Raw genomic sequence first — 18730 nt, forward strand, 5'->3', positions numbered from 1 at the left:
CGCGATCTCCGGCATGCCCGTGACCGTGCGCTCGGCGGTCGGTGCGGTCGTCGTCACCATGATGTGCCCTCCCTCTCCGTCGGCCCCGTCATTGTCCCTTGCCGGCCGACGAGAGGGCGTATACCCCGAACACGGATGCGCATGCTGTGATCTTTCCGGTGAGCCGCCGCGGCCTCGGGGCCGGGCCTGACGCCGGCCCCGGTCGCCCGGGTCAGGGTTCCGAGACCTCGGCGTACAGCTGCGACAGTTCGGGGACGCCGTCCGCCGCCCAGGCACAGCCGGACGCCACCACGTCGAACTCGCGTCCCGAGCCGAGCCGGACGACCGGCCGGCCGTCGGCCCGAAGGAACCAGGCGGCACCGGGCACCGTGCGCACGATCACGGTCCCCAGGTACAGGCCCGCGTCGTTGCCGAGCCAGAGCATGATCTCCTCGTCGGCGCGCCAGCGCGGCAGCATCTGGTCGAGCTGCGCCAACGAGGCCTCGGAGTCGTCGAGTCCGATCCCCTCCTGCGACGCCTGCGAGCGGAGCAGATCACAGTCGGCGAGCAGCTCGGCGATGCCTTCCGGGTCGTGGACCCGGTCGGGCTCGCGCCGTCTGCCCAGGAAGGGGATGTTCATACTCCCAGACTGACATTCGTACCGTCGTGCGCACCACAGGGCACGCGAGGCGGGGCACCGCCCGGGTGTACGGGAGTGCGGACGACGCCTACACGTCCAGGTCGACGACGACCGGCGCGTGGTCCGAGGCGCCCTTGCCCTTGCGCTCCTCGCGGTCGACGTAGGCGTCGGTGACGGCCTTGGCGAACGGCTCGTTGCCGTAGACCAGGTCGATGCGCATGCCGCGGTTCTTGGGGAAGCAGAGCTGGCGGTAGTCCCAGTAGGTGAAGGGGTGGTCGTACTTCAGCGGGCGGGGCACCACGTCGTTCAGCCCGGCCTGCTGCAGGGAGGCGAGGGCGGCGCGCTCCGCGGGGGTGACGTGGGTGGCGCCCTCGAAGGCGGCGCGGTCGTAGACGTCGTCGTCGGTCGGTGCCACGTTGTAGTCGCCCATCACGGCGAAGGGCCGGCCGCCGGCCGCGTCGCCCTCGACGGCCGCGCGCAACGCCTGGAACCACTGGAGCTTGTAGGCGTAGTGGGCGTGCTCGACCTCGCGGCCGTTCGGCACGTACACCGACCAGACGCGGACCGGGCCGCAGGTCGCGGAGACGGCGCGGGGCTCCTGCACGCCCTCGTAGCCCGGGTCGCCGGGCAGGCCCTTGACGACGTCCGCCAGGCCGACGCGGGAGAGCACCGCCACGCCGTTCCACCGGCCGGTGGCGTGCACGGCGGCCTCGTAGCCCTGCTCGCGCAGCTCGTCGAACGGGAACTGCTCCTCGGCGACCTTGGCCTCCTGGAGGCACAGCACGTCGGTGCCGCTGCTCTCCAGCCAGGCGAGCAGCCTCGGCAGTCGGGCGGTGATCGAGTTCACGTTCCAGGTGGCGATGCGCATGTCCTCCAACCTACCGGGCGGTGCTGACAACCCTGCTCCGCCCGGTACGGGCCGGCAACGCCCGGGCGTTCACACCCGGACGGACTCCCCCGGGGCCAGCCGCAGGTGCTCGCTGCCGCCCAGCTGCCCGATCTGGCGGTCGTAGATGGGACGGGCGAGGTCGGTGAGGAGGGCGTCGTGGATGTCGTAGGCGCGCCGCGGCTTCACCTCGCGGAGGTAGTCGATGACCTCGGAGATCTTGTTCCAGGGGGCCATGACGGGCAGCATCAGCGTCTCGACCGGGTGGTCGGGGACGGTGAGGGCGTCGCCGGGGTGGAAGACCGTGCCGCCGTCGACGAGGAACCCGATGTTGGTGACGCGCGGGATGTCCGGGTGGATCACCGCGTGCAGTTCGCCGTGGACCTGCACGTCGAAGCCGGCGGCGGTGAAGGTGTCGCCGTGGCCGACGGTGTGCACGCGGCCCGGGAACGCCGCCGAGATCTTCTCCGCGACGGACTTCAGCGTCCAGATCCCGGCGGCCGGGTTGTGCTCCATCGCGGCGCGCAGCCGCCGCTCGTCGAAGTGGTCGGGGTGCTCGTGGGTCACGAGGACGGCGTCCGCGCCGAGGGCGGCGTCCTCCTCGCTGAATCCGCCGGGGTCGAGGACGAGCGTCCGCCCGTCCTTCTCGAGGCGGACGCAGGAGTGCGACTTCTTGGTGAACCTCATGGCCCCATCCTGCCGCCGGACCTCACGCCCGCGCGAACGGCCCCGCGCGCTCACTCGGGCGGCGTGGTCTCCTCCCGGACGACCCGCTGCGCCACCCGGAAGGCGCTGTTGGCGGCCGGTACCCCGCAGTAGACGGCGGCCTGGAGCAGCACTTCCTTGATCTCGTCCGGGGTGAGGCCGTTGCGCAGGGCGGCCCGGACGTGGAAGGCGAACTCGTCCAGGTGGCCGCCCGCGACCAGGGCGGTGAGGGTCACGCAGCTGCGGGTGCGGCGGTCCAGCCCGGGGCGGTCCCAGACCTCGCCCCAGGCGTAGCGGGTGAGGAACTCCTGGAAGTCCCCGGAGAACGCGTCCGCCTGCGCCAGTTGCCGGTCGACGTGTGCGTCACCGAGCACCTCGCGGCGGACCTTCAGCCCCGCGTCGTACGGGTCGGGCCGCCCCTGCGCGAGCTCCTGCGGCGGTACGACGGCCGGGGCGATCTCGGCGACGGGCACGACCCTCGGCGGCGCGGGCGCGGCCTGCGGCGACACGGGTGCGGCCTGCGGCGGTACGGGGCCTGTCTGCGGAGGCACGGGGACGGCCTGCGGAGGCACCGGGACGGCCTGCGGCGGCACGGGAGCGACCGGTGCCGGCACCGGCGCGGCGGCCAGCGCCGGCTGGACGGGAGCCATGGAGCCGGCGGGAGCGGCGTGGACGGCGGGCGGGACCGGGATCTGGCCCGTGGAGGCGTCGTGGGCAATCTGCCACGCGGTGTTGAAGTGGCGTACCAGCAGGTCGGTGACGGCCGCGGGCTGCTCGACCGGCACCAGGTGGGAGGCACCGGGTACGACGGCGAGGCGGGCGTCGGGGATGCCGGCGACGAGGGTCCGGGCCTCCGCCGGGCCGGTGACCTGGTCGTCGGAGCCGACGAGCACCAGGGTCGGCACGCCGACGTGGCCGAGTTCGCCGCGCACGTCGAACGCGGCGAGCGCCTCGCAGGCGGAGATGTAGCAGCCGGGGTCGGTGGTCCGCACCATCTGCACCGCCCACTCGGTGATCGCGGGCTGCGCCGCGGCGAACCCGCCGGTGAACCATCTCTCGGGCGCGCTGCGGGCGATGGGGTCCAGCCCGTTCGTCCGGACGATCACCCCGCGCTGCCGGAACTCGTCCGCCGTGCCGAAGCGCGGCGAGGCGGCGATCAGCGCGAGCGAGGCCAGTCGCTCGGGGTGGCGCAGGGCCAGCTCGATGCCGACGGCGCCGCCGAGCGCGCAGCCCGCGTAGCCGAAGCGCTGCACGCCGAGTCCGTCGAGCGTGGCCAGCAGGCGGGCGGCGAGGTCGGCGACGGAGCCCGCCGCGTGGGCCGGGGCGCCGCCGTGTCCGGGCAGGTCGAAACGGAAGACCCGCCACTGCTGAGCCAGCTCGGGCACCTGCCGGTCCCACATGTGCCATGTGGTACCCAGTGAGGGACCCAAGATCAGGACCGGAGCGTCTTCTGGCCCGTCAAAGCGGTATTGCAGGATGTTCGGGGGTGTCTCACTCACGCCCCAGACCCTCTCACGTCTCACGAAATCTCACACGGCCAGGTGAACCCGGCGGCTCGTGACCCTCGCGGCGCGGCACGCCCGGCACCGCCGAGACCCTCATGGGTCCACCTACGGGTTCTTCGATGTGCACGCCTGACCGTGGGGACAGTACGTCCTCCCGGCTCGCGCACCCTCCCAATCCCTGCGCCGCACAGCTTCCCACCCTCGGCACGGCTTCCAGACGGTCTGGTTTGCAGCAAAGCGTGTAGTGCCGTCCCCAAGGATCGGCATGACGCACCTGAAAACCTTCCGGGATTCACCGACGAACAGCCCGAACGCCACACGGCGGGCAAGCTCTGCGTTGCCTCGCAGGAGGGGAGACGTTGGCCGTAGGCTGGCCGCCCCTCCCCCCTTGCCGTCGCTGGTCCACAGCCAGCAGCGGCCTCCGGGTCCAGTCGATTTGACTGCCATACGGCTGGGCAGGTCGCTCAATCGGCAGGCCGCCTGAGTCACGCTTGCCCCTCCGTCGCAGCACCGTGCAGGCCGTCCCACGTTGTGGCGGCTCCGCGGAGGTCCTCCACGTCCGGCTTCACGTACCACTTCTTGGTGGTCTTGACGTTCGTGTGTCCGGCCCACCGGGCAAGGATGTGATCCGGCACGCCTTTGTTGGCGAGGTATGTGAGGCAGGAGGAGCGAGCGTCGTAGAGGCGCACTCTGCGGAGTTCAAGGATCTCCATGAGCCGGTAAGCGCGTCTGCGGAGCTGCTTGATCGTGAAGGCTTCCCCGGTCTCGTGCACCACGACGTATCCGGAGTCCAAGTAAGCCTCACCGAGGACGAGCTTCTCCTTGGCTTGGAGAGCCCTGAACGACTTGAGGGCAGCCAGCACCGGTGCCGGCAAAGGAAGATCCCGTTCCCCGGCCAGGGACTTGGTGTCCTTCTCCACAACGTACCGATTCCCCATCATTGTCCGCGTGTTGGCTATGGTGATCGTGGCGGCTTCCAAGTCCACGTCTTCCCATCGGAGTCCGCAGACTTCAGCCGGACGTAGACCCATGAGAGACAGCAAGAGAGCAGCGTAAAGCCGTTCTGTCCGGACACCGTGAATGAACGTCTGAATCTCCTGCACGTTCCACGGCTTCACCTCCTGCTTCTTCTTTCGCTCTTCTTTACGTGCCCTACGTGGGATGGTCACATGTTGGGCTACATTCATGGTTACTAGCCGACGCGTAACGGCTCGATTCAGGGCGTCCTTCAATCGGGCGAGACTCATCTCCACGCTGGTCACTCCAAGCGGAGTACCTGCTTTGTCACCGCGTACCCGCCCATGCTTCAACGCCCAGTGCATCCAATTTTCTACATCTTCCTCGGTGAGTTCTTGAAGCCGGATGCGCCCCAGCCTCCCCCGAACTCGATCGAGGGTAACCCGATAGTTGTAAATAGTGGTCTCTTCCAGATCCTCTGCCTTCATGGCCAGCCACTGATCAAGCCACTCATTTACATTTATCTGGTTGGGCGGTACGAACGTCCCTTCCTCGCGGCGGTTGGTGATGCGCGCGTACTCAGCCTTCGCCTCCTTGAGAGTGGCGAACGTACGAGTCAGCTGTTTGCGCCTCCCGGTGGCAGGGTCGATGCCTACGTCGACTACGAACCGGTAGCGCACCTGTCCCCTGGAGTTGGGTGGAAGCTTCTTGATCGGAACGGACAGGGGGGTACTCACTCTCCTTCAAGGGGACCTGCACGAGCAGGGCGCCGGATCATCTGGCTGGCACCGGACCAGTGCCATTCCGTTTCACGGGCTGCTGAGTTCGCTGCAGCTCCGCCGCCAAGCACAGCCGCGCATGCGAACGTCCTCAAGGAACCTCACAATCGCCGGTTTTGCTAACCGGCGATCGTCGTCTATGTTGCGCACCGCATCACGAAGGCAGCATCGGCTTAGGCTCGCCGCAGCCAGGGCCAGCCGACGCGCAACCAGGTGCGCGCCGTCCGTGGCGAGCACGAGCAGACCGTCATCGGTGAGGCGGTCGAGATTCCGGGCAGCGAGTCGCTCGTCCTGATGGCGAGTGCCACTTGCCGTGTTGCGGCGCCAAGACGTGCCGCACGGTATGCGAGGGCGGCACTGACGCTGCGATAGCCGGGTTGCAACAGGTCCTCGCCGAACAGGCCAGCCACGCAAAGGCAGACGTACAGCTCGGCGGAAAGGGTCCCGTAGTCGCCGGCTGCCTGGCTGTACCAGGCGTTCAGACGCGCCGCGGGTATAAAGAGCGGGTGCAGTGAAGCGAGCGGATCGAATAGCGGGGTCAGACAGGCGGACCTCCCCAAGTAGGAGCCTGCCAGCAAGGCAGTTAAACGGGTGCAGGATTCCAAGGCATTTCGCAACCCGAGCCGCAGTGGACCATCTGCACATCCTGGCCTGGTGTTTTCCGGGACGTTGTACGTTGACATGGTCCGGACGGAGGTATCCAGTCCTGTGGTCCTATTTCTCGTCTGCCGTGAGCGAATGGCCGCCGACAGCCAGCAAATCTTCCTGTCGTGGGCTTGTGAAGCGCACGAGCCCCGGCGCCTGCCTCATGCAGCCGCACGACCTCGTTGATGAGAACCTGCCACCGCGGTGCCGAAGCGACGCGCCACCCCGCATGGCCCACCGGCACCTGACTGGTACAGGCACGTGGTCGAGCCTCACTCGCCTTGAGGGGTGGCTACCAGCTTTCGGTGCGCCCTGGACGGCTGGGTAGGGTCGCGGTACCCAAGCTGGAGAGGTAGTTGCATGGCCCACGATATTGTGATTGCGCAGACGACCAGCGACGACGAGGGGCAGGCGACGATGCTGGCCCGAGGTGCGGTCGAGAGCAAGCTTGCAGCGGGAGTTCACATTGATGCGCCAATCACCGCCTTCTACTGGTGGAAGGGGAAGGTCGAGGCGGCGCGGGAGTGGCGCATCTCGTATATGACTACGACGGACCGTCTACCCGCGCTAGAAGCGTGGGTGCACGAGAAGCACTCGTACGAGATCCCCCAATGGATCACTCTGCCCGTAACCGGCGGGTCGGAGGCGTACCTGTCCTGGGTCTTCGAGGAGACGGAATCGGACTGAGGAGCCACGGGCCGGGCGTCGGCGGCGTTGGCGCCCTGGGCGTGCCGCGTGCCACCCGAGGTGGATCAGGATGCGAACCGCCGGAAATGAACGGCAAGTTCGTGTTCGCTGTCAGGAAGCAACGCTGCAATAGCCGCCGCCCGCTCCTTGCCCATGGTGTTGGGCTTGGCCTGTACCGCTGCAGCAAACTGGCGTGCCACGTAGACGCCTTGGTCGACGTCACCCCCACGCAGTAGGGCCGAAGCGAGATCACCGAGGACCACGACGCCCCCGTCCGGTAGTCCGTCTCCGAGGCGGTCGACCGCGGTATCAGCTGTGGACGTGAGCTCGGGACGCCTCAGCTGGCCGTACACGGACAGGGCCAACGAGTCCATGCGGTATGGGGTCACGAACCTGACCCATGCCTGCTCGCTGGCGTGGTCCGCGAAATCGTAAGCGAAGCAGGCTCGGTCTAACGCCCGGAGCGCCCCCACCTCGTCGCCGGCCGCCGCAGCTTCTTCCGCATGCCTACCGAGAACCCAGGCGGCAGCAGTAGCGTTACCGTGGCCGCGCACGTCGTTGGCGGCTTGGGAGAGGAACTCCATCTTCGCCTTTGGCGTCAAAGCGCCGTAGCTGCTGTAGGTCAGGGCCAGGGCTCGGAGTGGAGGATGCCCGGCAGCCGCCGCGCACTGCGACGTGACTTTGTAGTAGGCGTTGGCTTTGTCGTGCTCCCCCAGGTCCCAGGCCACCCAACCGGCCAGAGCGGCGGTTTCACCGGCGGCGATGGTGAGAGCGCCTTCGTGATCGCCTGCACGAGGCAGGGCCGCAGTGATCGCGTCAAGATGCGACTCGACCGTTTTTTGTAGCCGCCGCGCGCTGAGGTTGAGTTCCTGGACGTGCAGTTCAGCGGCTCGGTCGATGAGCGCGGCGGCAGCGGGCGAATCGATCTTGGCCCCCTTGCTGAGGGCGAAGGCGAGGCGCCCCCAGGGCTCGGCGGCCACGCTCACGCCGATGGTGGCGCTACCCAGGAGCGTGCGACGCTTCACGGCGTCTTGCTCCTCCCATGCATCGGCATGCCCCTTTCTCTTCCGAGCGCGGGCGGCCTTGGCCTCTCGCTGTAGTTCCTCGAAGGGGACACCGCAGGCCGCCGCGATGTGGCCGATCGTGTGGTTGGTAGGAATGTTCTCGAAGTTCTCATAACGGCTGATCTCTCGGCGGGTCATGGTGTCCCGGCCGGAGACAGCGTTGATCGCCTCCGCCTGCTCCTCCTGAGTCCGGCCCGCCTCCTGCCGAAGCCGGAGGAGCAGGTCGGCGAACGGGTCTGGCATGAGTGTGACCTCTGTTGGTGGGCGGAATCCAATCATGGCCTCAATTCCCCCCTGCAGTTTCCCCCTTGACATATTTTTCCCCCTCTGGATTCCCCTGGTCGACGGCGTCGCCGCGCGGTGCCATAGCCCACATGACCAGGCTCCAAGAGGCGGCCCCGCCCGGCGGGGGCATCCGTAGCTGTGCGGCTACAGCAGGCGCGTCATGCGTCAGGGCGGTTCAGGAAGACGAGCCCGGCGCATGGGCGAGGGCAGAGGTACCGGCGGCATCCCATGCCTGTCAGGCAGCCCTTCTCCCCGACCTCGCGAAGGTCGGGGAGATGCGGCGCATAGCCAGGGCGTTCCTGCGGCGGTGCCGTGTTTCGGAGCCGGTGGCGGGGCTCGTCGTACTGGCCGTCTCGGAGCTGGTCACCAACGCCGTAGTCCACGGTGAGGGCGAAGTCGTGCTCCGCATCACGGTGGGCGTCGACGTGGTGCGTGTCTCGGTAACCGACGACAACCCGGCGCCCGCTGTGCTCAAGGAAGCCGGACCCGACGGTGAATCGGGGCGCGGGATCCGGCTGGTCGATGCGATCTCAGACGCATGGGAGAGCAGCGGCGAGGAGACGTGGTGTGAGTTCCAAGACGCGAGGGCTGCAGCTTGAGCCAGACCTCCAGTTGGTTGTCGACGATGCAAATGGCAAGCCGGGCAGCTCAGTCGCTTCTGTCACACAGGGCGCTCCGAGGGCCGTTCGCTTGCCTTCGCCCAGTAATTCGGTTCGAGCATCTCGCCGGGCCAGGCGGGCTGACGGATCGGGCCACGAGGCCCCATCTGTTCGAAGTACGGTGCCAAGTCGATCACGGGCGTTCCGTCTACAGCATCGAGATCGGTGACCAACAGGTCCCGTCCCTCGACCTCGAGCAGCCGCGGGTAGCTGATCGCCAGTTGATTGGGACGCCGATGGTTGCGGTGGACGAAGGTACCGGTCGACGGCCAGTCCGGATTCCCGCGGGGGCTGCGTGCGTGGAGCTGGACGTCTTCCGGTCGCGCCAGGTGGAAGAGCCAGGTCACCGTCAGGTGGGAAAACTCTTCGATTCCCTGCAGCGTCTCAAGGGGGTACGCCTCGTTGAGTCGGATGACCGACTCGACTCCGCCCTGGTAATCGTCCTGAACGCGGGTGTGGCCCCCGACCACCGTTGCGATCGATTCGACCTCGTACGTTGCCATCGGCGCTCGTTCCTCTCTAACGGGGTCGCGTGTTCAGCAGCTGCCGTCAATAGCTGCGGACGTGCCCTGTGGTCAGCCTATGGCGCGCAGCATTTCCCGCGCCCGGCGGTCCAGTTCGGCGACGTGGCGGCCACCACGTTGCCGCACAGGCGAGAGGTCGCTCTGCATGCGGACGATGACGTCGCGGGCGCGGCCGGACTGGACGCCAGCCATGGCGTCCAGTGCTTGTCCCCAGGTACCACATGCCTCATCGAGGCGTCCCTGCTGGACCTGGACAGCACCGAGGTAGCCGAGGGTCACACTGTGGGTACGGGCATACTGCTGCCGCCGGCGGGTGGCGACGCTGCGCTGGAAATGCAACTCCGCGTCGAGAGGATTTCCCAGGTCCCGCAAGGCACACGCAGTCTCGTGGGCGAGGGAGGCTTCCTGGAAGAAGCTGACGCGGTCGGGGGCACCTTCGTTATCGGCACGTGCGAGGTCCCTCTCCGCGCGACTGATGGCCGCGAGAGTGCCGCGGCGGTCGCCGCCGGCGGCCAGGGCGCGGGCATGGACTACCGCGAGCAGGGCCTGCTCCCGCGAGCTGGCCTGGCCGTAGTGGGTGCGGGACATGGAGGCATCGGCCAGGTCGAGCGCTCTGCGTGGGTGCCCGAGGTCGACTGCTTGATGGGCGAGGGCACGCAGGATGTGGCCGCCCAGCGGTCCGTCTGCGGCTTCGGCCGCAATGCGTGCGGCGAGGGTGAGGTAGCGCTGGGCGGTCCGATGCTCGGAGGCGTCGAAGGCCATCCAGCCTGCGAGGTAGGTCATCTCTGCCACGGCCGAGTACGTATCCCGGCGGTGCTGTTCCGTTCGGAACCTGCTGCCCAGGAGCGGCACCGCTTCGTCGCGAAGATGGCCGGCCAGGGCCGAGCGCCCCGAGGCTCCACCGCGCTGCTGGTCCCTCGCGGAGTAGAAGGTGGTCAGTTTGCGGACATCGTCGATGTCAGCCTGAGTCACCAGCCGGGAGGAGACTGCAGGGCGCGAGGCCGCCGCGGCCGGGGCGGCTGCCCACCATGGAGCGGCAGGCAGGACGAGGCCGGCGGCCGAGTACGCGGTGGTAGCCAACAGCTTGCGTCGGTGCATGTCCAGATCGTCGCTTCCCAGCTCGGCCAGCACGGTCAGAGGGTCGACGCTCCAGTCAGAACTACTGTCAGTGGATCCTGTCGGCCCATCTTCCAGTCCGAGGTCAGCGAGGGTGAGGCGTCGGCCGAGCCTGCGGGACAGCGTCTCACGCAGGATATGAGGCGCTCGTCCACTGGGCTTCGTGCCCTGGACCCACATGGCGATGTGGGAGCGGGAAATAGCCTCCAGTTCGCGTACACCGCTCTCCGCGGCAACGCGAGCGACCGCGGCGGCTGCTTGGGGCTGGGACCAGCCCGCTTCGCGCAGGAGCGCGGCAAGGGCGACGTTTCTCTCACGGGCCATGTACTGCCCCTCGGTTCCGAAATGATCTTTGACGCCTTTGACGACCTTGAGGGCCGCGTAGGCATACCCCCTGACAGGGATTCGCGGTTCGCTCAACGTAGCCGCAGGATCACTCACCTTGCACGTCAGTTGCCTGCGGTGCACAGCGTTCCTCGCTCAAGTTGGCTTGATTCACCTAGGAGTTGCGTCATGCGTCCCTCGCTGGCCCTTCGCCGGGCGTGCCAACTCAGTGATCAGGGAAGGAGAAGCCACGCCCTTGGTGAGCCCATCCTGCGACGTGACCCGGCGGCCTCGGCGACGGAAACGGTGGCGCTCGTGCTGGGCGAGGACTCGCCGTTACCCGATACTGCCGCCGATGTGGAAGACCTCGCACTGCGGCTGCGAGGACACGTCAGCCAGCTCGGAGCTCTGACGCCTTCGCAAGAGCCGGCCCTGCTCCGTGCGCAGCAGCTCTGTTCGGGCGGCCTCCCCGATGGCTACATGCCCAGCAGGGTTCATCTGGTCAGGCTGGCCGAGGCGACCCAAGACCTTATCGCTGCCGTGCAGGCCCACGACGTGGCCCCTGCGAAGTCGGTCCAGAGACGGCGCTGGGGGAAGCCGCCGATCAACGTGCTGCGCGGCGCGGTCTTCGCTATCGCCCTCGCGTGCGTGGTTCTGGCCGCGTCGGTGCCCCGGACATGACCGCCGCCGGGGCAGTTCTGATCGCGCTGATTCTCGGTCCCATGGCGTGGCTGGCTCTTCGTGCTGAGCGAGTAACCGGCCCCATTGCTCCACGGGACGTGGATCCCCGGCCGGGGCAGAACAGACCTCCCCCGGACCGGTAACCACCGTGCCTCTCTCACCGACACTTCCCGGCCGCCCCGGCGGCCCCGAAGCCACCCCCGGGTCCACGGGGACTACGGAGACCCACACGATGAAACGCCTCCCGCGCATCGAGCAGTACGGCCTGATCGGCGACATGCAGACCAGTGCCCACGTCTGCGACGACGGTTCGATCGACTGGCTGTGCCTGCCCCGGTTCGACTCGTCGGCCGTCTTCGCCGGCCTGCTCGGCACGCACAAGCACGGCACCTGGCAGATCGCCCCGGCCGCGCCTGGCCCCTCCGGGCCCGGAGCGGTCACCGAGCGCCGGTACCGCGGTGACACGCTCGTCCTCGAATCGATCTGGCGCACACCGGCCGGGTCGGTCCGCGTCCTGGACTTCATGCCGCCTCGCGACGGGACACCGCAGGTGATCCGGATCGTCGAGGGTCTGGCCGGTGAGGTGGCAATGGTTTCGGCCATGCGTCCGCGGCCGGGATACGGCAGCGTCAGCCCGTGGATCCACGAGGCCGATGGGCGCATGGTCGCGGAGGCCGGCGCGGACGCACTGTGGCTCGACACCTGCGTCCCGCAGGCGGAGAAGGACGGGGTCGTCGTCAGTGCCTTTGCCATCCGCGCCGGGCAGAGCGTGGCGTTCGTGCTCAGCTGGTGCCCGTCCCACGCACCGGCTCCGGAGATCCCCGACCCGCACGCGGCGCTCACCGAGACGCTCGCCTTCTGGCAGGACTGGACGCAGCAGTGCACCTACGACGGCCCCTACCGTGAGGCCGTGGTCCGTTCCTTGATCGCACTGAAGGCACTGACCTACCACCCGAGCGGCGGGATCGTCGCCGCGCCGACCACCTCGCTGCCCGAGGAGATCGGCGGTCGACGCAATTGGGACTACCGCTTCACCTGGCTGCGCGACGCCGCTACGACCCTGGCCGCGTTACTGGAGACCGGCTACCGGCAGGAGGCGCAGGCATGGCGGCGCTGGCTTCTGCGTTCCGTGGCCGGCGACCCAGAGAACCTGCAGATCATGTACGCGATCACCGGAGAGCGTGATCTTCGGGAACGGGACTTGCCCTGGCTGCCCGGGTATGAGGGCTCGACGCCGGTGCGGGTCGGGAACGGGGCGGCGGACCAGCTCCAGCTCGACGTATACGGCGAGGTGATCGAGACCCTGTACCTCGCGCACGAGAGCGGTGTGGCCCACTGTGCCGACACCGCGGTCCTGCACCAGCGGCTCGTCGAGCACCTGGCACAGCGCTGGCGGGAGCCCGACGAGGGGATCTGGGAGATCCGCGGGGCACGCCAGCACTTCGTCCACTCCAAGGTGATGGCCTGGGTGGCGATCGACCGCACCATCCGCCTGGCCGAAGCCGGCGCGCTCGACATCGACCTGGCCCGCCTGACCGAGCTGCGGGCAACCATCCACCACGAGGTCTGCACCAGGGGCTTCGATCCGGTGCGCAACACCTTTACCCAGTCCTACGGTTCCAAGGAACTCGACGCCGCCACGCTGCTGATCCCCCGCGTTGGCTTCCTACCGCCGAACGACCCGCGCGTCATCGGCACCGTGGACGCAGTGCGCCGTGAACTCTCCACGTCTGACGGGCATGTGCGCCGTTACCCGACCATCGGCGACCACACCGGGGTGGACGGCCTGAGCGGAGACGAGGGCACATTCGTCCTCTGCTCCTTCTGGCTCGTAGACGCCCTGGCCCTGACCGGCCGCCTCGACGAGGCCCACGCCCTGTTCGAACGCCTCCTCGCACTGCGCAACGACCTCGGCCTCCTGGCCGAGGAGTACGACCCCGTCCAGCAGCGCCAGCTCGGCAACTTCCCGCAGGCATTCAGCCACATGGGCCTGATCCAGAGCGCCCGGCTGCTTGAACTCCTGGCGGCGCAGTCCTCCCACCGCGGCGCGGTCGCGTTTCCGTCACCCCGCTCGACCGCACGCAGCACACACAAGACCTGCGCAGACCTGACGCTGCAGCACGCCTAGCCACCCCCACCCTGACGAGGATTCCCATGCCTGACAGCGCCTTTTCGGCACGGCCGGCCGCCACCGGCCACCGCCGACGGCGGCCTCCGATCAACGCGTTCACCCTGCACCGTGTCCACCGCGCCGTCGCACTGCCCCTAGTGCTCCTTGCCGCCCTGCTGGGTGCCGCCTTCACCCTCTGGTCGGTGTCCGCGGTGGGCCCCGGCTGGCTCCTGGCCGGCCTGATCTGCGGACTCGCGGGCGTCGCCACGATGGCGGCTCGCGGAGCGCGAACGGCCGCAGGAGCCATACAGGCAGCGGCGGAGGAGGCCCGGGCAACGGCACTGGCAGCAATCGCAGGGGCAGCCGCGGCCATCGAGAAGTCGGTGCAGTGGTCGGCGGACGAGCTGTGCCGCGGGGGACGCCCGCCGCTGCCGGACCTGCAGGCGCCACCTGCCAGCCCTGACGCCGAGATTGACAAGGCGTTGAGTGCTCTCCAAGTGCGGGCCGTCGCGTCGCTGATACGGGTGCACGACGAGTCCCAGTCCGTCGTACTCCTGGAAGTGCTGCGTCGCCTGGCCATGCGCGAGCACGCGCTGGTCGGCAAGGCGCTTGAGGCACTGAGCCAGCTGGAGATGCTGACCGACGACCCGGAGCTGCTCGCCAAGATCTTCGAGATCGATCACCTCGTGACGCGGATGCGTCGCCAGGTCGAGAGCACGGCGGTGCTGGGCGGGCAGTCTCTGCGCAGCGTGCGTCGGCCCGTTCCCGTCAAGAGCGTGCTGCGCGGCGCCGTCTCCGAGGTCGTGCAGTATCCGCGGGTGGCGGTTGCGGCGGGGTCCGTGGGCGCGGAGCTGGGCCTTCCCGGCCATGTGGGTCCGGACCTGACGCACCTGCTGGCTGAGCTGATCGAGAACGCCTGTGAGTGTTCCGATCCGGCTACGAAGGTGATGGTGCGTGCGCAGCGGGTGGCGAACGGGTTGGCGGTCGAGGTCGAGGACCGGGCTATCCCCATGCATCCGCAGACGCGGGCGCAGATGAACCACCTGCTCCAGGCCCCCGAAGAGGTCGACGTCAGCGGCCAGGTGCGAGCGGGGCAGCTCGGCTTGCTGGTCGCCGCGAAGATCGCCCAGTCGCACGGGCTGTCCGTTCTCCTGCAGGAGAACGTGACGGGAGGCACCACCGCCCTGGTGGTCATCCCGGCACGGCTCCTAGTAGCGATTCCCTCCGTCGACGATGCGAGCGCGCTGCCCCAGGACGCCCGCCCCTTGGCGCCGCAACCGCAGCCGGTTGCCGCGACTCCAGCCACTCCGAGGCCGGGGCAGGTCCCACACCCCGGTACCGCAGGGGCTCCGGAACCCGCACGGGCAGGTCACTCTGCTGATGCGCCCGCCCTTCCCACGCGTAGACGCCAGGCCGGCACCTTCCATCCGCCACACGAGCGGGAGCAAGCCCCCGTGATCGCGGCGACGCCAGGGCTCGCTGCCGCCTTCCGCACCGGCATCCAGGCCGGCGGGCAAGCCGGTTCTCCCACCGCTTCGACAGAGCACACCAGTCCCTGAACCTCGTCCCTCCACGTTCCCGCTGGCCGTTACATCCGCTGGCCTTTCCCCCCTTCTGGAGCGATCCCTGTGAGCACCCACCCCGCGATGAACAACGTGACCGGCGACGCACCCGCAACCGAGACAACGGCAAGCGGACAGCGGGACAACATGGCGTGGCTGCTGCGGCAGTTCGCCTCCGACACGACGGGCGTCACGCACGCCGTCCTGCTCTCGCGGGACGGACTACGGCTGCTGGACAGCGACGTCGACAAGGACTGGGCGGACGAACTGTCGGCCGCCATCAGCGGAGTGGCCTCACTCGCGGCGAACATCACCGGTCCCACCCACAAGAAGAGGCCGGCGAGGCAGGTCGTCATCGAGCGAGACGACTGTCTGATCTTCGTCCAGAGCTCCGGTCGCAGCGCGGCCTTCGAGGGCCATCCCGGCAACGAACGGGGCGTGGTGGACACGGTCCTCGCGGTGATCGCGACCATGGACGCCGATGCCGGCACCGTCGGGTTCGAGATGGGTCGCCTGGTGCAGAAGTTCGCCCCCTACATGCAGATCCCCGTCCGCGTCGGCACGGGTGATGAGGTCCGGTGACCGCACACGGCAGCGCGGCCGAGGATTCGACGTTCGTACGGACCTATACCCTGACGCGCGGTCGCACCCGGCCACGGCATCTGCTCGGCCTGGACACGGTGCTGGATGCCGGACCCGGGCGGCCCGGCCCGGGCCAAGCCGAGGAATGCGCAGAGATCCTCGCCCTGTGCCGGGAGCACCGGCGTTCGGTGACCGAGCTGGCGGGCCGACTCGGCCGTCCCGTAACCGCCGTCAAGATCCTCATCTCCGACCTCCTGGACGCCGACGCCCTGGTCGTCCCTGTCACCGCCTATGTCGCGTCCGACGCGCATGCACGTCCCTCTGCACAACTGCTGGCGGCCCTGTCTGCCGGCCTGAAGAGGAAGTGGCCCGATGCCATCGCCTACCCCCAGGCCGGGTGACCCGGCCGTGGTGCTGCGGCCGTCGTCGCGCCCGCGTACCGGTGCACCGACCATGCTGAAGGTCGTGATCGCCGGTGGTTTCGGCGCGGGCAAGACCACCGCCGTGGGTGCCGTCAGTGAGATCACGCCGCTGAGCACGGAGGAGTATCTGACCGAGGCGAGCGCGGACGTGGACAGCCTGGCGGGCGTCGAGGCCAAGCAGACCACCACGGTCGCCTTCGACTTCGGTCGCCTCAACCTGCCCGACGCGCCCGTGCCCCTGGAATTGTTCCTGTTCGGCACGCCCGGCCAGGACCGGTTCGTCGACCTCTGGTACGACCTTTGTCGCGGAGCCGTCGGCGCGGTCGTCCTGGTCGACACCCGCCGCCTGGAAAGCAGCTTCACCCCCGTCGGTTTCTTCGAGGACATCGGCCTGCCCTTCGTCGTGGCGGTGAACCAGTTCGACGGAGCACATCGCTACCACCCCGAAGAGGTCCGCACCGCCCTCGAACTGCCCGCCTCTGTGCCGGTGGTCACCTGCGACGCCCGCGATCCGAACCACGTCGCTGGCGTCCTGCTGACCCTCGTTGGCCACGCCTTGAAGAGCGCATCGGCAAGCCCCGCTCGCCCCGCATCCACTACCACCTTTCAGGACGCCTGATGTCGTATCAGCCCAACGACCCCTACCGCGCGCGGCAGACCGCCCCCCTCACGCAGTCGCTGCCGCGACGCACCATGCGGGACGTCACCCATGGGCCATCCTTCCCCGCCGGCGCCGCCGTCCCCGTCCCGCAGGCCCAGCAGGCGAGCGAGCTGGGGCAGCGATACGAGCTGCTGGATCGCCTAGGCGTGCCCACCGCTGCCAGCGAGGACTTCGACGAACTGGCCCGCGACATGGCCACACGAGCCGGGTTCCTGTACGGCTTCGTCAACCTCTTCCTGGAGGAGCAGACCTTCGTCGGGCTGCACCAGCCGCCCGCGGACAGCGGGTACGTCATAGTCGGCCGCACCATGAGCCGCGACCACGGCTGGTGCCCGGAGGTCATGGCCCGCAAGAAGGCCCTTCCGCTGCACGACGTGCACGCCAGCCCGCGCTTCAGCGGCAACCACGTGGTCGACGCGGTCGGGATCCGCTCCTACTTCGGTGCCCCGCTCATCCACGACAGCGGCACCGTGCTGGGCACGGTGTGCGTCATCGACCCCGAGAAGCGGCCCCTGAGCGAGGCCCGACGGCTGAGAGACATCGTCATCGACGCCGGCGTCCGGGTGATGGACCACATCGCCCGCGCGCCCGTCCGCTAGTCCGTTCCACGACCCCCCACCCGGGAGCCGCAGGCGATCCCCGGCCGCTCCACCGTGCGACCTTCATCCAGGGAGAGGGAGACGACCATGCCCGCCACACCCACCACGCCGCCGCCGGCGCTGCGCCCCTATCTCACCGCCCGCCACGAACTGCTGTGGGACGAGGCGGACGCCTTCGCGGCCGAGCACATCGCGCCGCGCGCCGCACGCATGGAGGCCGCCCCCGGCAGGGTGGAGCGCAAGGTCGCCGACCTGATGGCCGCACGACGCTGGTTCGCCGTCACCGTCCCGTCCTCCTTCGGCGGGCTGGGCGCCGGACACGTGGCCAAGACCATCCTCCTCCACCGCATTGCCCGCGTCTCGGCGGCTGCGGCGGCCATCCTCCAGGCCACGCTGATCCCCGTCGGCGCCCTGCTGCACTTCGCCACCTACGAGCAGAAGGGCCGCTGGCTGCCCCGCGTAGCGGACGGTTCACTGCTCTTGTCGATCGCCGTGACCGAACCGCGAGCCGGCGGGCACATTGGCGGCATCGAGACCATCGCCGAGCACGTCGGCAACCAATGGGTGATCACCGGCAGCAAGATCCACATCGGGAATAGCCACCTCGCGGGAGCCCACCTCGTGGTCGCCCGGACCGCCAAGGCAGGCGTGAGCACCTCCCAGGCGCTGACCGCGTTCATGGTCGAATCCAAGCGCCGAGGGCTCTCAGTCGCCGACCACCGTCCCGGCCTCGGCCTGCACGGCTTCTCCGTCGGCCGCCTCGACCTCGATCACGTCCGCGTCCCCGAGGAAAACGTGGTCGGAGAGATCGGCCAGGGGCTGGGCGTAGCGCAGAGCAGCAGCATCCTGTATGGCCGTCCCAACCTGGCCGCAGTCAGCCTGGGAATACACGAGGCAGTCGTGGCCGCCTCGACCGCTTACCTCAAGGCGCGCTCCCGCTACCGGGGCGCCCTCTCCGATCTGCCGGTTCTGCGGGACCGCATCGGTGACATGGAGGCCCGCCTGCGCGCCGGTCGAATCCTGGCCTATCAGTCCGTGCACCTCCTCGACCAGGGCCTGCCCTGCGACACCGACCTGATCAACGCCAAGTACCTCGGCCACCAGTGGGCGATGCAGTCAACCCAGGACGCCATGGAGCTGCACGGCGCCCACGCCCTCAACGGCGACTACATCCTCCAGCGCCTGTGGCGCGACATCCAGTTCACCTACCCACCGGCCGGAACCGGCGAAGTCCAGCGCATACGCCTCGCCGACGCCGCCTTCGACGAGGCCCACATCCAGTGGTCAGAACGTCTCGCCGCCGAAGCGGCGTGGGCCCGCCCCGACCCGACAGCCGCATGAGCCCCCGTGTGCGGCGC

Annotated in this window: 18 protein-coding genes; 10 read left to right on the forward strand and 8 right to left on the reverse strand. The window is 68.8% G+C overall.

The window, feature by feature from the left end; genetic code table 11:
- Positions 1-211: 211 nt before the first annotated feature.
- The 5 genes from ACGF3H_RS27530 to ACGF3H_RS27550 all read right to left on the reverse strand — a co-directional run bounded on the left by ACGF3H_RS27530 (position 212) and on the right by ACGF3H_RS27550 (position 5409).
- Positions 212-619: a DUF6278 family protein gene (locus ACGF3H_RS27530; RefSeq protein WP_362490937.1), complete on the reverse strand. Its 408-nt coding sequence runs from the start codon at positions 617-619 to the stop codon at positions 212-214.
- An 88-nt stretch (positions 620-707) separates the two neighbouring features.
- Positions 708-1487, reverse strand: a complete 780-nt coding sequence (locus ACGF3H_RS27535; protein WP_362490939.1) for an exodeoxyribonuclease III — start codon at positions 1485-1487, stop codon at positions 708-710.
- 69 nt (positions 1488-1556) lie between these two features.
- Complete coding sequence (locus tag ACGF3H_RS27540) at positions 1557-2192, reverse strand: MBL fold metallo-hydrolase (protein ID WP_362490940.1); 636 nt, start codon at positions 2190-2192, stop codon at positions 1557-1559.
- A 50-nt stretch (positions 2193-2242) separates the two neighbouring features.
- The gene (gene pcaC / locus ACGF3H_RS27545; protein WP_362490943.1) at positions 2243-3709 is read right to left on the reverse strand and encodes a 4-carboxymuconolactone decarboxylase; all 1467 of its coding nucleotides are present in this window, start codon (positions 3707-3709) and stop codon (positions 2243-2245) included.
- Positions 3710-4200: 491 nt separating this feature from the next.
- Positions 4201-5409 (reverse strand): tyrosine-type recombinase/integrase, encoded by a 1209-nt coding sequence (locus ACGF3H_RS27550; protein WP_362490946.1) that lies wholly within the window; start codon positions 5407-5409, stop codon positions 4201-4203.
- Between the two features lie 1047 nt (positions 5410-6456).
- On the opposite strand from ACGF3H_RS27550, the gene cutA reads away from it, so the two are divergent.
- The gene (gene cutA, locus ACGF3H_RS27555) at positions 6457-6783 is read left to right on the forward strand and encodes a divalent-cation tolerance protein CutA (RefSeq protein WP_362490949.1); all 327 of its coding nucleotides are present in this window, start codon (positions 6457-6459) and stop codon (positions 6781-6783) included.
- 65 nt (positions 6784-6848) lie between these two features.
- Here cutA and ACGF3H_RS27560 read toward each other — a convergent pair whose 3' ends face one another.
- Positions 6849-8090 carry a helix-turn-helix transcriptional regulator gene (locus ACGF3H_RS27560; RefSeq protein ID WP_362490952.1) on the reverse strand — a complete coding sequence of 414 codons (1242 nt, stop codon included), beginning with the start codon at positions 8088-8090 and terminating at the stop codon, positions 6849-6851.
- A gap of 131 nt (positions 8091-8221) precedes the next feature.
- Between ACGF3H_RS27560 and ACGF3H_RS27565 the strand changes: the two genes are divergently transcribed.
- A complete protein-coding gene (locus ACGF3H_RS27565; RefSeq protein WP_362490956.1) occupies positions 8222-8731 on the forward strand; it encodes an ATP-binding protein in 510 nt (169 codons plus the stop codon).
- Between the two features lie 62 nt (positions 8732-8793).
- On the opposite strand, the gene ACGF3H_RS27570 is transcribed toward ACGF3H_RS27565, so the two are convergent.
- Together ACGF3H_RS27570 and ACGF3H_RS27575 are read right to left on the reverse strand one after the other, a co-directional pair.
- Positions 8794-9294, reverse strand: coding sequence for an SAM-dependent methyltransferase (locus tag ACGF3H_RS27570; protein WP_055493703.1), 501 nt, complete (start codon positions 9292-9294; stop codon positions 8794-8796).
- A 72-nt stretch (positions 9295-9366) separates the two neighbouring features.
- The gene (locus ACGF3H_RS27575; RefSeq protein WP_362491348.1) at positions 9367-10755 is read right to left on the reverse strand and encodes a Tat pathway signal protein; all 1389 of its coding nucleotides are present in this window, start codon (positions 10753-10755) and stop codon (positions 9367-9369) included.
- A gap of 189 nt (positions 10756-10944) precedes the next feature.
- Here ACGF3H_RS27575 and ACGF3H_RS27580 point away from each other — a divergent pair, with 189 nt between their 5' ends.
- The 8 genes from ACGF3H_RS27580 (at position 10945) to ACGF3H_RS27615 (ending at position 18713) form a co-directional block, all read left to right on the forward strand.
- Positions 10945-11436, forward strand: a complete 492-nt coding sequence (locus ACGF3H_RS27580) for a DUF6415 family natural product biosynthesis protein (protein WP_362490959.1) — start codon at positions 10945-10947, stop codon at positions 11434-11436.
- A gap of 232 nt (positions 11437-11668) precedes the next feature.
- A complete protein-coding gene (locus ACGF3H_RS27585) occupies positions 11669-13564 on the forward strand; it encodes a glycoside hydrolase family 15 protein (protein WP_393816541.1) in 1896 nt (631 codons plus the stop codon).
- A 26-nt stretch (positions 13565-13590) separates the two neighbouring features.
- Positions 13591-15105 carry an ATP-binding protein gene (locus tag ACGF3H_RS27590; protein ID WP_362490962.1) on the forward strand — a complete coding sequence of 505 codons (1515 nt, stop codon included), beginning with the start codon at positions 13591-13593 and terminating at the stop codon, positions 15103-15105.
- Positions 15106-15174: 69 nt separating this feature from the next.
- The gene (locus ACGF3H_RS27595) at positions 15175-15690 is read left to right on the forward strand and encodes a roadblock/LC7 domain-containing protein (protein WP_061916021.1); all 516 of its coding nucleotides are present in this window, start codon (positions 15175-15177) and stop codon (positions 15688-15690) included.
- Complete coding sequence (locus ACGF3H_RS27600; protein WP_362490964.1) at positions 15687-16091, forward strand: DUF742 domain-containing protein; 405 nt, start codon at positions 15687-15689, stop codon at positions 16089-16091. Before ACGF3H_RS27595 ends, ACGF3H_RS27600 begins: the two co-directional genes overlap by 4 nt.
- Before the next feature lie 52 nt (positions 16092-16143).
- Positions 16144-16731 carry an ATP/GTP-binding protein gene (locus ACGF3H_RS27605; protein WP_362490967.1) on the forward strand — a complete coding sequence of 196 codons (588 nt, stop codon included), beginning with the start codon at positions 16144-16146 and terminating at the stop codon, positions 16729-16731.
- Complete coding sequence (locus tag ACGF3H_RS27610; RefSeq protein ID WP_362490969.1) at positions 16731-17372, forward strand: GAF domain-containing protein; 642 nt, start codon at positions 16731-16733, stop codon at positions 17370-17372. The genes ACGF3H_RS27605 and ACGF3H_RS27610 overlap by 1 nt, the downstream gene beginning before the upstream one ends.
- An 87-nt stretch (positions 17373-17459) precedes the next feature.
- Positions 17460-18713, forward strand: coding sequence for an acyl-CoA dehydrogenase (locus tag ACGF3H_RS27615; protein WP_362490972.1), 1254 nt, complete (start codon positions 17460-17462; stop codon positions 18711-18713).
- Positions 18714-18730: the final 17 nt, after the last annotated feature.

Origin of the sequence: Streptomyces sp. NPDC048185 (assembly GCF_043202495.1) — a bacterium.
GTDB lineage: Bacteria > Actinomycetota > Actinomycetes > Streptomycetales > Streptomycetaceae > Streptomyces.

Excerpts from the sequence above, each read along its gene's own strand:
- ACGF3H_RS27585 (WP_393816541.1), top strand. The coding sequence starts at position 11,669 with ATGAAACGCCTCCCGCGCATCGAGCAGTACGGCCTGATCGGCGACATG.
- ACGF3H_RS27605 (WP_362490967.1), top strand. The coding sequence starts at position 16,144 with ATGCTGAAGGTCGTGATCGCCGGTGGTTTCGGCGCGGGCAAGACCACC.
- ACGF3H_RS27575 (WP_362491348.1), bottom strand. The coding sequence starts at position 10,755 with ATGGCCCGTGAGAGAAACGTCGCCCTTGCCGCGCTCCTGCGCGAAGCG.
- ACGF3H_RS27530 (WP_362490937.1), bottom strand. The coding sequence starts at position 619 with ATGAACATCCCCTTCCTGGGCAGACGGCGCGAGCCCGACCGGGTCCAC.
- ACGF3H_RS27565 (WP_362490956.1), top strand. The coding sequence starts at position 8,222 with ATGACCAGGCTCCAAGAGGCGGCCCCGCCCGGCGGGGGCATCCGTAGC.
- ACGF3H_RS27570 (WP_055493703.1), bottom strand. The coding sequence starts at position 9,294 with ATGGCAACGTACGAGGTCGAATCGATCGCAACGGTGGTCGGGGGCCAC.
- ACGF3H_RS27590 (WP_362490962.1), top strand. The coding sequence starts at position 13,591 with ATGCCTGACAGCGCCTTTTCGGCACGGCCGGCCGCCACCGGCCACCGC.
- ACGF3H_RS27610 (WP_362490969.1), top strand. The coding sequence starts at position 16,731 with ATGTCGTATCAGCCCAACGACCCCTACCGCGCGCGGCAGACCGCCCCC.
- ACGF3H_RS27615 (WP_362490972.1), top strand. The coding sequence starts at position 17,460 with ATGCCCGCCACACCCACCACGCCGCCGCCGGCGCTGCGCCCCTATCTC.
- ACGF3H_RS27535 (WP_362490939.1), bottom strand. The coding sequence starts at position 1,487 with ATGCGCATCGCCACCTGGAACGTGAACTCGATCACCGCCCGACTGCCG.
- cutA (WP_362490949.1), top strand. The coding sequence starts at position 6,457 with ATGGCCCACGATATTGTGATTGCGCAGACGACCAGCGACGACGAGGGG.
- ACGF3H_RS27540 (WP_362490940.1), bottom strand. The coding sequence starts at position 2,192 with ATGAGGTTCACCAAGAAGTCGCACTCCTGCGTCCGCCTCGAGAAGGAC.
- ACGF3H_RS27580 (WP_362490959.1), top strand. The coding sequence starts at position 10,945 with ATGCGTCCCTCGCTGGCCCTTCGCCGGGCGTGCCAACTCAGTGATCAG.
- ACGF3H_RS27560 (WP_362490952.1), bottom strand. The coding sequence starts at position 8,090 with ATGCCAGACCCGTTCGCCGACCTGCTCCTCCGGCTTCGGCAGGAGGCG.